This is a genomic window from Mesorhizobium sp. M0909 (assembly GCF_040319515.1).
Classification (GTDB): Bacteria; Pseudomonadota; Alphaproteobacteria; order Rhizobiales; family Rhizobiaceae; genus Mesorhizobium.
The window spans coordinates 179443-191990 of the sequence record NZ_JAMYOA010000011.1 but is presented as its reverse complement, the minus strand read 5'-3'; the positions used below and the strand labels follow the sequence as shown (position 1 = coordinate 191990).

General features: G+C 60.4%; 11 protein-coding genes. All 11 read right to left on the bottom strand.

Annotated elements, in window-relative coordinates:
- Window positions 1–10: 10 nt before the first annotated feature.
- Window positions 11–736: a GntR family transcriptional regulator gene (locus NKH83_RS19005; protein WP_352740915.1), complete on the bottom strand. Its 726-nt coding sequence runs from the start codon at window positions 734–736 to the stop codon at window positions 11–13.
- A 461-nt stretch (window positions 737–1197) separates the two neighbouring features.
- Window positions 1198–2616: an NAD(P)/FAD-dependent oxidoreductase gene (locus NKH83_RS19000; protein ID WP_352806609.1), complete on the bottom strand. Its 1419-nt coding sequence runs from the start codon at window positions 2614–2616 to the stop codon at window positions 1198–1200.
- Between the two features lie 2 nt (window positions 2617–2618).
- Window positions 2619–3485: a PfkB family carbohydrate kinase gene (locus tag NKH83_RS18995; protein WP_352806606.1), complete on the bottom strand. Its 867-nt coding sequence runs from the start codon at window positions 3483–3485 to the stop codon at window positions 2619–2621.
- Complete coding sequence (locus NKH83_RS18990) at window positions 3482–4336, bottom strand: sugar phosphate isomerase/epimerase family protein (RefSeq protein WP_352806602.1); 855 nt, start codon at window positions 4334–4336, stop codon at window positions 3482–3484. Before NKH83_RS18990 ends, NKH83_RS18995 begins: the two co-directional genes overlap by 4 nt.
- Before the next feature lie 21 nt (window positions 4337–4357).
- Window positions 4358–5218 carry a carbohydrate ABC transporter permease gene (locus NKH83_RS18985; protein ID WP_352806599.1) on the bottom strand — a complete coding sequence of 287 codons (861 nt, stop codon included), beginning with the start codon at window positions 5216–5218 and terminating at the stop codon, window positions 4358–4360.
- Window positions 5215–6180: a carbohydrate ABC transporter permease gene (locus NKH83_RS18980; RefSeq protein ID WP_352806596.1), complete on the bottom strand. Its 966-nt coding sequence runs from the start codon at window positions 6178–6180 to the stop codon at window positions 5215–5217. Before NKH83_RS18980 ends, NKH83_RS18985 begins: the two co-directional genes overlap by 4 nt.
- Window positions 6181–6188: 8 nt before the next feature.
- The gene (locus NKH83_RS18975; RefSeq protein ID WP_352806593.1) at window positions 6189–7508 is read right to left on the bottom strand and encodes an ABC transporter substrate-binding protein; all 1320 of its coding nucleotides are present in this window, start codon (window positions 7506–7508) and stop codon (window positions 6189–6191) included.
- Between the two features lie 28 nt (window positions 7509–7536).
- Complete coding sequence (locus NKH83_RS18970; RefSeq protein WP_352806590.1) at window positions 7537–8550, bottom strand: SIS domain-containing protein; 1014 nt, start codon at window positions 8548–8550, stop codon at window positions 7537–7539.
- A 193-nt stretch (window positions 8551–8743) separates the two neighbouring features.
- Window positions 8744–9766: a LacI family DNA-binding transcriptional regulator gene (locus tag NKH83_RS18965; RefSeq protein WP_352806588.1), complete on the bottom strand. Its 1023-nt coding sequence runs from the start codon at window positions 9764–9766 to the stop codon at window positions 8744–8746.
- A 691-nt stretch (window positions 9767–10457) separates the two neighbouring features.
- A complete protein-coding gene (locus NKH83_RS18960) occupies window positions 10458–11435 on the bottom strand; it encodes an FAD-binding oxidoreductase (protein ID WP_352806585.1) in 978 nt (325 codons plus the stop codon).
- A 190-nt stretch (window positions 11436–11625) separates the two neighbouring features.
- On the bottom strand, window positions 11626–12483 hold the full coding sequence (locus NKH83_RS18955; protein ID WP_352705746.1) for a LysR family transcriptional regulator: 858 nt from the start codon (window positions 12481–12483) through the stop codon (window positions 11626–11628).
- Window positions 12484–12548 lie beyond the last annotated feature (65 nt).

Below are 12548 nucleotides of genomic sequence, written 5' to 3'. Positions count from 1 at the left end.
CGGGCATCTCTCAGAACCTCATATGCAGCGCAAAATGCGCCGGGTTGAGCAGGCTGGTCACATATTCGATCGGCCGGTCATCGGCGGCGCGGGTCAGCCGACGACCGCGCAGGAATGGCGTGCCTTGCGGGCAGCCGAGGATTGCAGCGTCCTCAGGGTTGAGCATTTCGATCCCGACCCATTCCTCGCCATGGTCGGGAATGAGGCCGGCGCCGCGAAGCGTCTGGTGCAGGGAGCCTTCGCGCAGGCCGCGCAACGGCACGTCCTCCAGTTCGGGCGACAATGGCAGTCGGCTGCGCTCGATGGAAATAGCGTGGCCGTCGCTGGCATTGGTGCGCACCCGGTCGACAGCGATGAAAAACGGGTTTTCTATACCAAGTAGCGCGGCAAGATCAGGATCCTCGATCACCTCAAGCCGCAGGGTGCGCGTCTCGGCATTGGCGCCGGCGTTGGCGAGCGCCCGCGACCAACCGATTGAGTCATCGACGGGGTTGCCATCGAAGGTGACGAAAGAGCCGATGCCGACCTTGGTGGTGATCAGTCCGCGGCTTGACAGTTCCTCAAGGCCCTTGCGAACGGTGTTACGGCTGACGGAGAAACGCTGGACGAGCTCGTTCTCGCTTTGCAACCGGTCGCCGAAGCCCAGAACACCGGAGCGGATTTCATGTTCGAGAACGGTGGCAATCTGTTCTGGCTTGCCCGTGCCGGGAGACAGTTGAACCGAACGCCGCTTCATATAAGTACCTGTTCAATGAGCCTGTATAATCCTGTTCACATCACCGCAAGCTTGTCAACGAGTGCCGCATGGAGCTGCTGTTGGGCTTGATTAGGCGTCGCGACGAGCAAGCAGGGCGGCAAAAAGGCCGAGTCATCGAGCTGAAGAGGCAGGCGGCGGAGGCTGAAGCCAAGCTAACGCGATTGTGCGAGGCGATCGAATGGCCTCGCCGATTTAGATGATTCCAATCTCAAAGGGCGCATCAGTGAACTGAAGCGAGCCCGAGACGCTGCACGTGCCGACGCCAAGCGTGCTGAAGGGCGCAGGGAAAGTGGGGAAACCAGGATCACGCCTGAGTTGCAGCACCTCTCTATGTCGAGGTCGATGCCGTGCAAGGATATTGACCTGCTGTATGTTTCTTCGCCTGCCTACCACGACATCGGCCCAGTGCGGATCGGCTGGGCTGAATGCAGGTAGGACTATTATGGCTTGCGATGCCCTGGCGTGAGCTGGGCAAGAAAACGGGTGAGCGCATCCGGCTTCCGGTTGTGGATCTCGACGTCGTTCTTGCGTCGGATTGCGCTGCGCACAAGCTTGGCGCCGAGATAGCGGAACGGCTCCGGAGGCAATGCCTGCCGCCGGTCGATGCCGACAAGGCCGCTGGCGCTCCAGCGATCATTGTGCTCGAGCACCAGGCTGGCGAGGATGCGGCCGCCGATCGCCGTCTGCGCAATTCCGGTCCCGTTAAAGCCCATGCCATAGAAGATATTGGGATGACTGTGCAGGTGATCGAAGACGGGGACATGCTCGGGCACGCAATCGATCGGCCCGGCCCAGTCATATTCGATCGGGACGCCACGCAGCGCCGGGTAGACCCGGTGCAGTTCGCGCAAATTGTCGCGACCATGCTCCGGGCTGCGGTTGAAGCTGGAGCCGAAATTGCCTCTGAAAGCGACGTTGCCGCTTCCCCGGCCGAACACGACCCGGCCCTTTTGGGTGCGCTGATAATACAGAACCTGACTCTGCGAGTCGCAGATCGACGCGCCGTCGCGCCACCCGATGCGGTCAAGCAACTCCGGTGTTTCAGCGGTGGCGATCACCTGGCTGGCAACGACGTAAAGATGGCGGCGCAGCTCCGGCAGTGCCGAGAGCCACGCATTTGCCGCAAGCACCACTTTCTCGGCATGCACGGTGCCCTGCTGCGTACGCACCGCACATGTTTTGCCGGTTTCAATGTCGATAACCGGGCTGCGCTCATGGACGATGACGCCGCGTGAGATCGCCAGGTCGCGCAGTCCTACGGCAAGCTTGGCCGGATGCACCGTGCCTGCGTTCGCCTCGATGACGCCGACGTAGGCCGCAGACGATCCAGTGCGGCGCGCGATCTCTTCTGCCGTGAGCGGCCTAAACCGGTTCTGGCCAGCTGCCGCGGTCATTTCGACCGCGCGCTCCCATGCACCCTCCTGCGCAATCGAGCTCGCCGTCCACAGCCAGCCATCTAGCCGCAGATCCATGTCGATCGTGCCCTGTCGCTGCAGCTCATCGAGCTCGGCAATGGTGTCCACCGTGTCGCCACACAGCTGCCGCGCCTCGTCGACCCCAACGACACTGCTGATCTGGTCGAGTTCGGCGAACCAAGAGTGAACCTGACCACCATTGCGGCCCGAGGCTCCCGAGCCGCAGAGATCGGCCTCTATCACGGTTACACGGGTTTCCGGAGCGAGCTCACGGATGCGCAGCGCCGTCCACAGGCCGGTGTAGCCGCCGCCGACAATCACCACGTCGGCGCGCTCGCTGCCCTGCAGCGGCTCAGTACAAGCAGCGGCACCGATGTCCTGCAGCCAGAATGAGCGACTGGACGGGGCTGCGACTGTCGGCTGTCGCAAACGAAGCGTCGCCACGTTCAAGCTCCCTGGGCGTCGATGATCGAGCTGGCATATTTGGCGAGCAGCCAGTCCGGAATAGGACGCGGCTTCTGCGGAAACCCGCCGAGATGAGTGCAGGTCTCGGCAGCCGCGACGGAAGCCCTGTGCAGCGCTTCGGCGGCGCTCAGCTTGTCGCAGCAGAAGGTGGTCAGGAATGTCGCGATAAAGCTGTCTCCCGCACCGCACGTGTCGACGACATCGACCGGCGTGGCTGCGGCGTGCACGATGCTGGTGCCATTATCGAAGTAGGAGCCGCGGCGGCCGCAGGTCAGCACCACCTGGCGTGCGCCGGCTGCCCTCAGCGCCCCTAGAAGCGGTTCAACGGGCGTATCGGCGTCGTTGGGTCCGGACGCAAACAGCAGCGACACGCCCTCGAGCGGTAGCAGCAGATGTGCCGTCGATATGTCGACACTGAACGACACATGGTCGGCCACCAGGCGGCGGACGAGCTCCTTGTTGGAGTTGGTGCCCAAATGCACCCAGTCAGCCGCAGCGATATGGGCGTAGTGTTCAGGAGCCGGCATATAGTTTTCGCCGACTCCAAAGGATTCATGCAGAAATTTCCGCTCGCCGGACTGATCACGCAACAGGGTGACGGCCGTGTCGCCAGGAAGACGTTCAACATCGCTCGGCGACAACCCGACCGTGGCCAATTCCGCAAATACGATCTCGCCCTCGGTATCCTCGCCTATGGCGCCGAAATAGCGAGCCGACCAGCCGTTGCGTCGCCATTGCGCTGCTACATTCAAGGCGTTGCCGCCAACGGTCAGCAGCCCATTCGTGAGATAGGCGTCGAGACAATTGTCGCCTACGGCGACAAGTTTTGGCGATGCCTTTGCGGTCATGCCGGCACCACGGTGCGGTTCAGATAAGGTTCGATCGCAGACAGGCAGCGTGTCCAGGCCTTTACCGGATCGAGCGCATAGGACCCGTTGCCGAACGGCTCGAAAGTAATCTTGCCTTTGTATCCAGAGTTCGCCAATTCGCTGACATAGCGACCGAGCGGCAGCGACCCGTCTCCCCAGACCAGATGTCCGGCCGGGGTGCCGTCGACCAGCTGCACATGCGCCAGCCGCGAGCCAAACAGATTGACGTAGTCCGACACCGTGTCGCCCGCCGTCGCCATACAGACCGAGTCCAGCACGACGTCCATATTGTCGGCGCCCACCTGATCGAGCATGCGGCGCAGGCCGGCCGCATCATTGACAATGTTGGTCTCGAGCCGCTGCAGCGGCTCGAGCAGGCAACGCACGCCGTTGCGATCGGCATGCTCTGCGACCTCGCCGAGCGCCTCGGCGGCGCGTGCCCATGCCTGCTCAGGCGCCTCGCTCTCGTAGCCTCGCCCGGGCGTCAGGAAGAGGTAGCGCGCGCCCAGTATGGCGCAAATGTCGGCGGCGCGACAAAACCGCTCGATGCTGGCGCGGCGGAAATCCTCGTCACCCGAGGCTATATTGATCGGGTACAGCACCTGTTCGGGAGTGAAGCACCAGGTGGACAGGCCGTTGTCGGCGAGCACACGACGCACGGAATCGACACGGGCGTCGGTAGCATGAAATAGGTCGAGATGCGGCGCAACACCCCATAGCTCGATCTCCCCGACGCCGAACCCACGGATCATCTCGGCGACCCGATCGAATGGAAAGTGCTGAAAGCTGAAATTGGCTCCGATCAGCTGATTGGCAGCAAGCTGCGGCATAAAGGCTCCTTTCAGGAATTGCTATTTGCCGATGCCCTCGGACAGGCCACGGATGAAGTAGCGCTGCGCGGCAAAGAACACGACCACGATAGGCAAGGCCGAGATCGTCATAGCCGCGAAGACCACGGGATAGTTGGTCCCGTGCTTTGCCATGATTGAAGTCAGGCCGACCGGCAGCGTCTGCACATCGGCGCCGCTCGTAAAGATCATCGCGAACAGGTATTCGTTCCAGGCGAACAGAACGTGCAGGATAACGCAGGAGATGATGATGGGCCGGCACAAGGGCAGAATGATCCGCCAGAATATCTGCCCCTCGCTGGCGCCGTCCATCGTCGCCGCCTCGTCGAGATCGCTGGGCAGATCGAGCATATAGGCGCGGATCAGGAAGGTGGTGAACGGCACGCGAAACGCCGTATAGAGGATGATCAGCGCCCAATATGTATTGTAGAGACCGAGCGCCTGCAGCATCTTGACCAGCGGAATGACCGCCACCGTCGGACTGAGCATCAATCCGCCGAGCACGATGGCAACGACCAACGGCTTTGCTGGCATTTTGGTTCGAGTGAGTCCAAACGCCGTCCAGGCGCTGATTAGCACGGTACACATGGCCGATGCGACCGTTACAAGGACGGAGACGGTCACATAGTCGCGCACACCGTGATTCCAGGCCTGCACATAGTTGCCCCACAACCAACGGGCAGGCAGGGCGAACGGATCGCCAAAGATCTGTGCATTGTCCTTGAAACCGTTGAGCGCCATCCAGACCAGCGGATAGATGACCACGACGCCCAGGCAGACGAGGAACGAGTACAGCAACGACCTCGCGATGACGGCCCACACATTCGCGTGCCGGGCTCGCCCAGCGGCGACGGCCGCGCTCATAGCTGCACCCTGCGGCGCCTGGTGTACCAAAGCTGCGCCACGCCGGTAAGCATCGTCACCCCGAAGATGACGGCGGCAATCGCTGCGCCATAACCGAAATTGTCCTCGATGAAGGCCTTCTGATAGAGCCATGTACCCAAGACCTGGCTGCTGTTGTTGGGCCCGCCGGCGGTCATGACCATGACCTCGTTGAATACCTGGAACGCTCCAGCCACGGTGACGATCACCATCAGTCCCGTCATCTCCCGGGTGAGCGGAAAGGTGATGCTCCACAGCCGTCTCAGCGCACCCGCGCCATCCATTGTGGCTGCGTCGTAGAGGTCGCGCGGAATCTTCTGGATCGCGATGGCAAACAGCAGTGTGGAATATCCAAAGCCCTGCCACTGGCTCATGGCGATGATCGCGTAGATCGCTGTGTGCTCATTGCCGAGCCAAGGCTGGACGAGTTGCTCAAGGCCGAGCCGAGTAAGCACCGCGTCCAACAATCCGATCTGCGGCTGGTAGATGAAGTAAAACAGCAGGCCAGTGACAGTGATCGAAATGGCCGAGGGGACGAAATACACAGCCCGCCAGAAGCGGCGCCAGCGCTCGCTTTTCAGGTCCTCGATGATTGCTGCCAGCAGAAAGGCGCCAAAGACCTGGAAGACGACGGAAATCAGAGCGTAAAGGCAGTTGTTCAGGAGCGCGACCAGCACGATAGGATCCTGCAACAGCCGCTCGTAATTGGCGAGGCCGACATTGGTGACCTCGCCCGTGTAGATGTCTTCATCCGTTGTGCTGACGATGAAGTTGTCGACGATTGGATAATAAACAAACCAGCCGATAAGAATCAGCGCGATCGTCGCCCATCGGAACGACAACAGTCTGCGCAGCCGAGCCAGGGACCTTTTGCCTGGCGCATGCCGCCTCGCGGCGCCATGGATGATGGCGCCGCTTTTCGTTGTTTCCGCAGCCTCGATCATCGTCTCAGCTATTTGGCCGCCGAGGCGGTCCGCCGGACCTCCTCCATGACCTGTTCGGGCGACATCGAACCTCCGGTGAGCGCCTGCAGGCTGGACAGCCATGCGGCGGCAACACGCGGGGGATTTGCGGTGTCGAGCCAGGGCATCAAATACGAGGCCGAGTTGATCTCCTTGATGCCCTCGATGACCGCCTTGCTCATGGTCGATTCCGACGTTCCTCCGATCGTCGCGCTGGGCTGCCCATAGGGGGGCGCGGAGAGGACCTGCGCGTTTTGCGGGGATGTGACAAACTTCATGAAGTCGATCGCCAGCGGGATGTTTTCTGACGCCGAGCTGATCATGTAGCCCTCGGGCGCCCCTTCGATCGCTTTCGGGTCACCCTTGACGCCATCGGGCACCGGCAGTTTGAAGAAGCCGAAATCGGCAGTCTTCAGGGCTGTGTCCGGCGTCGCGCTCGAGTCAAATTCGAGGATCTCCTGATAATACATGGCCGATTGCGTGTTGCTGAAGGCTTGTCCAGCAGAGTTGTAGGACGTGCCATTGACCGCGGCGCCGTCGGTGCAGCGCTCAAGAAGTTTGCCCAACTGCTTCAGAGCCTCGACATAGCCGGGATCGGTATATTGCGCCGTGCTCGGATCGAAGTCGCGTTCCAGGGCCGCCTGCGGCACGTTGTAGGCCAGCAGTTGGCCGATATAGTGGATAACGGGCCAGGCTTCCTTGTTGCCCAGAGAAATAGGCGTCATCCCGGATTTGCGAATTGCATCGCAGCTTGCGAGCAACTCTTCGAAATTCGCCGGAGCCTTCAACCCAAGTTTGCCAAAGATGTGTTTGTTGTAGCCCATGAACTTGGCATCCTGATAGAGCGGTATGCCATAGAGCTTGCCGTTGTATTCAAACGCCTTGACGGCGGCGGGAGAGAGGGTTTTGCCCCAGTTTGTGTCAGCGGCAATGACCTTGGTCAGATCGACGGCGCGATTGCCGCGTACGAAATTAGCGCCCCAACTCCCCGTCCAGGAGAAATAGATGTCGGGAAGCGAGTTCGATGCGACCAAGGTCTTGGTCTTGCCCTTGACGCTGTCGTCGCTCTCCTGGATGAGCTCCACCTTCACATCCGGATGGAGCTTCTCATATTGCTGCGCCACATTCACGAAATAGGGGGACAGCTGCTGCGACCCGAACTTGGTCAGGACCGACAATGTGCCACTGTATTCGACCTTTGCGTTGGGGTCTGCGGCGACGGCTTCGGCACTGACGGAGCTGCTGATCGACAGCCCCATCGATGATACTGCGGCCAGTGCAACCGCTCCGACTTGCAGGGAACGTTTCATGAGCAACTCCTTCAGATGTGAGAGGGGTTCAGTACTCTACGCGTTTGTAGTAGCGACGTGTCGTCAGCGGGTGATCGCGCAGCACCTCCAGGTGAGCGCTCAGCCGTTCGAGCAAGGTGGCGAGCAGGACCGGCGAGATCAGGCCGCGCACCCGGGCTGAAATACCTGGAAGCTCGACCGAGGCGGCATCCAGTGTGCGGACGCGATCGGTGTAGCGCCTGGCGAAATTCTCGACCCGGTCGGCCAGAGGGCGTGTGCCATCCTCGCCCTTGAACACGAAGACGCTGACACCGGGTTCGACCAACTCCAGTGTGCCATGGAAGAAATCCGCGGCGTGCACCGGCCGGGTGCGGATCCACTGCATTTCCTCGAGTATGCACATGCCGTAATAGTACGCTTCGGGCCACACCGATCCGGCGCCGGTGAAGATGTGATATGTTTCGTCCTTGATCGTTTCGGCCAGCTTGGCGGCCGGTGCCTCGAACGCAGCTTTCGCGTCGGCAAGCAGACCGGGCAGCAGTTGCAGCTCCGCCACGGTGGCGTCAAAGCCATCGTATTCTCCGCGCTCGGCCAAAAGCGCCAACACGATCAGCAATGTCTGGAGATAAAACGATTCCGACGAGGTGTCGTCCTCGGCAAAATTGGTGAAGTTGTGGTCGGCTTCCTGCGCGATCGGCGTGTCCGAATGACCGGTCAGCGAGATCGTGCGGACGTCACGTGCCTTTAGAAAAGAGAGAAGTTCGACGCTTTCCTTCGTCGTGCCCGACAGCGAGGGAATGACGACCACCGCCTTGTGGTCGAGCCCAGCCGGCGGATCAAGCACGACCTGGGCAGGATACAGCGCGCTCACCGGAAAGGTGGAGCGGCGCTGCGCCAGCTCGATGGCGGGAAGGGTGAGGAGCTGCACGCCGCCGGTTCCCATGAAGTATAGCCGCTCGACGCCGTCCGAAAGCAACTTGCGCAGCAGGGATCGCGCTTCGGCGGCGATGGCAACGGCACCGCTTTGGATTCTGACGAAGCGGTCCCTGTCGAAGTTGAGCATGCAGTTTTTCCTTGTGTTTCGGGTGTACGGCAGCGCCTCGGCGTAAGCGTCCTGCGAGACGTTGCGCCAAGCTTTCGGCCCTAAGTTCAGCCGATGTGAGATCGATCTCACATCACAATATAGGGCACGCATTCTTGCGGCTGGCAAGTCCCTCGCACGAAATTTCTTAAGCAGTTTGATTTTGAAATTCGGATCAGCGTGTGGGCAGGTGCGAAACCGAGCCGCGGACGATCAGGCGTGTCGGGAACCTAATATGACGCGGTGCGACTTTCTTCCCGGCGAGCCGTTCCAGCAGCAGCTTTGCGGCAAGCGGCCCGATTTCAGAGATGGGCTGGGCGATGACGGTGATCTGCGGGTCGGTGAAGGTGGCGAGATTGAAGTCGTCGAACCCAACCAGGGACACGTCGTGCGGGATCGACAATCCCATCGAGCGCAGGCCTAGCAACGCGCCTTGCGTCATCAGGCTGTCCACGGTGAACAGCGCAGTCGGACGGTTTCGGCGGCTGAACAGGCGAATGGTGGCTTCGATGGCATGCTCGACGGTCGAGCGGGAAACACTGACCAGAGTTTCATCAAGGTCGATGCCATGCGAATGCAATGAATTCTGATATCCCGCCAGGCGTTCCTGCGCCGTGAAGATGCGGGATTCGTCTCGCAGCAGACCTATGCGGCGGTGCGCATTGGCAACGAGGTAGTCGACGGCCTCGCGCGCGCCGCCTTCATTGTCGACGACGACGCTGTCGCAGTGCACCTCTTTGGCGACGCGATCGACGAGCACGATCGGGATGCCTTCGCGAGCGAGCTGCACAATGTGCTGGCTATCGGTCGCCGATGTCGGTGCCAGAATGAAACCGCGGATGCTGAGCGAGCGCAGGCTCTCCAGCAGCTCCTTCTCCTGTTCGACATTCTCCTCGCTGCTGGCAATCAGAAGGTTGTGGTGGTGCTTGCGCAACTCCGCCTCGACGTCATGGGCAATGCGGGCGAAGAACGGATTCTGAATGTCGCCGGGCACGAAGCCGACGAGAGGCAATTGCCCGCTGCGCAGCGCCTGGGCGACGCGGTTGGCCCGATAGCCCAACCTGTCGGCTGCCTCGATCACGCGAAGCGCGGTCTCGTCGCCGACATAGCCGTAGCTGTTGAGCGCCCGCGCAGCCGTCGCACGCGATACGTTTGCCGCGGCGGCAACGTCTTTCAGGGTGATCCCCTTCTGCGTCAAGACCTATCGATCCTCCGGCGACCTGGGCGGCATGCCGGGACCATCCGGCCCAGCATTGCAGCCACCTTGTGCCGCATATCGGCGCGTTCTCAAACTACCAAGGCCGCTTGTGCACGTTCTTTCCAAAAATAGGATTTTAATCGTGTTGCCGGGCCGACCGGCGGGTCAAGTGCATCTGGGCAGGCAATCGTTCCGGCATCTCATAACCTGTACCCAACATAATAGATGTTCGCCGTTCGTGGCCTTTCATTCAAAGCGAGATAGAAAGGGGAGGAGTGGACAAAAACCGCTCTCAGCGGGATTAAATATCGCACAATCAGCGAACATCGGTGGTTGCGTGTCCCCGCAACCACCGCACTTATAAACTTCGGAGGGCTCTAGCCACCTTTCGGCTCGGACAACTGTACGAGTCGGGCAGATATCGTTTGATGCTGTAACTCACCGGATTCGCCACCGCATCCGAGTAGCTGCGAAGGATCTGGCTGGGCTGACCACCACTTGCCTTTGTTTTGGTTGCAAAGACAGCCAATTGGGCACTCATTCCCTAGCGATTGTGCACGAGACGATTTCGCTGGTGAAAGTGGTAGGCTGGACAACAGGTTCCGAAACGCTAACCACTTGCGGTCGCATTAGGATGGCTTGGTCGTGGAACGCAAAGGCTGACCCGATTTCGTCCCGCGATGCGCTACAGTTAGAGATCAAGCAAAACGTCGCCTTGCGGGCGGGTGCAGCACGCCAGGATGTAGCCTGCCGATTTGTCCTCCAAGGTCAGCCCGCCTAGATCATCCATGACGACTTCGCCCGACAGCTTGGCGATCCGGCACGTACCGCAAACTCCCTGCTGGCAGGCGGTGGGGACGTAGACGCCACATTGGCGCGCCGCTTCCAGCAGGGTCTCTCCGGGCGCGCAGTGATGCACAATGCCGGAGCGGGCGAAGCGGACTGAAGACGAAATCTCAGAAGCCAGTACCGAGCGCGAAACGTTGCCGTCTCCGAAGCTCTCTTCATGATACTGTGAAGGAGCGAGGCCGATTGCGCCGAGGCAGTCGCGCGCCGCCTTCATGTAGGATTCCGGCCCACAGGCAAAAACCGTGCGGCTGTGGAGATCGGGAACCAAGGTCAGGAGCATCTCACTATTAATTCGCCCCGTTGGACCCGTCCATGCCGGGTCTTCCTGACCGCAAATGCAAGTCACTTGAACATTGGGAAAGCGAGCGGCAAGTGCGTCCAGTTCGAGCCGAAAGATGATGTCGTCCGGCGTTCTCGCACTATGAATGAAGCGGATATCCTGGTCGGCTGCGCGGTCGGTAAATGCGCGCAGCATCGACATGACGGGAGTTATCCCGCTGCCACCCGAAAGGAAAAGGGACTTTCCGTGCGGCAGATCGTCGAGATTGAACGAGCCGAGCGGCCCTTCGATCTCGATCCCATCGCCGGGCTTCAAATGGTCATGCAGCCAATTCGAAACGAGCCCGCCCGGCGTTCGTTTCACGGTAATCTGCAGGTCGAGCGGTCGCGTCGGCGGTGACGAAACAGAGTAGGAGCGCGTCACTGCGGCACCGTCGATCGTAAGGTGCACCAGAACATACTGGCCAGCGCTGAAGCAGAACATCCGATCTGAAACGGGTGTGAGAACGAATGTTTTCACATCGTGCGTTTCGTCGATCACGCGCCGGCAGAGCACAAGTTGCGGCGTGCTCTGGGCCCACTGCCGATGACGCTTCGTCGGGACGAAGCCGGAGGGCCCAAAGGCCGCGTGTGCATTCATCATTCAACTCGGGTTTGAAGTCGAGCCAAGATGCCATTTCAAAACCCGCTTAACAGCCGCGCAATCCTACCTTTATGATCGGCAATTTCGATTAAACTTCCAGTGACATGACCGCCACCTGGAGAGCTCGGATGCCTTTACGAATAATGGGTTCGTGTTTGCGGCGCGCAAGTATCGCGGTATGGACTGGCTGGTGCAGCGTCGGCGCGCCCTCGACGAGGAACGATGGAAGTTCAGCTGTGAACCTGCGCGCATCATCGCTGCGCATGTAGCAGGTGCCGCCCGTTCGCCGCAGCATGATCTCCGCAAGAGTTTCCGATCCTGTCGAAAGCCGGCAGATCGCCAGTTGGGCCAGCAGTTCTGCGTGCGTCTTTTCCAGCACGGCGGTGTAGCCCGGGCGAATGTAGGTTTCAGGGTCGACGTCGGACAGCGTTCTGGCAGCCGTCGAAACCATCACATATTCCTCCACCATCAGATGTTCGTAGGCGATCTCAGGCAGGTAGCGAGGCGCATAAAGGACGGCGATATCCAGATTTCCCATGCTTAGGTCGCTGACCATCTGGTTCGAATAATCCGACTCGACATGGATCGAGGATCTTGGAAGCGCCTGGCACAATGTCTCGACCCATCCGGGCAGGACCGAGCGGGTCATGCCCACCTGTGCGGCGATGCGCAAGGTGCCCTCGAAACGGTTGAATGCTCGCACATCGTGTCGAGCTTGCGACCAGGTCGACAGCAGGGATCTGGCGTAGGCTTCGAACCGCCGTCCGGCGGCTGTCGGCTCAGCACCGGCGCGCCCGCGCTGGAAGAGCTCGGACCCGATCGCGCTCTCCAGATTCTTGATCCGGGTGCTGATCGTCGACTGGGTCAACCCCAGCCGATCGGCGGTACGATTGAAATTTCGCGACTCGATGATGTCGAGAAAGGTTTCGATGTGATCTAGCTGCACGCGACCTCCGATCGAAAAAGTCGATCATATTGCGCAGGATCATAAGCTTGATCAAACAATACTCA

What these genes read in the sequence shown, in the direction of transcription:
- NKH83_RS19005 (WP_352740915.1), bottom strand. Translation starts at nt 736, where the DNA reads ATGAAGCGGCGTTCGGTTCAACTGTCTCCCGGCACGGGCAAGCCAGAA.
- NKH83_RS18995 (WP_352806606.1), bottom strand. Translation starts at nt 3,485, where the DNA reads ATGACCGCAAAGGCATCGCCAAAACTTGTCGCCGTAGGCGACAATTGT.
- NKH83_RS18990 (WP_352806602.1), bottom strand. Translation starts at nt 4,336, where the DNA reads ATGCCGCAGCTTGCTGCCAATCAGCTGATCGGAGCCAATTTCAGCTTT.
- NKH83_RS18985 (WP_352806599.1), bottom strand. Translation starts at nt 5,218, where the DNA reads ATGAGCGCGGCCGTCGCCGCTGGGCGAGCCCGGCACGCGAATGTGTGG.
- NKH83_RS18980 (WP_352806596.1), bottom strand. Translation starts at nt 6,180, where the DNA reads ATGATCGAGGCTGCGGAAACAACGAAAAGCGGCGCCATCATCCATGGC.
- NKH83_RS18975 (WP_352806593.1), bottom strand. Translation starts at nt 7,508, where the DNA reads ATGAAACGTTCCCTGCAAGTCGGAGCGGTTGCACTGGCCGCAGTATCA.
- NKH83_RS18970 (WP_352806590.1), bottom strand. Translation starts at nt 8,550, where the DNA reads ATGCTCAACTTCGACAGGGACCGCTTCGTCAGAATCCAAAGCGGTGCC.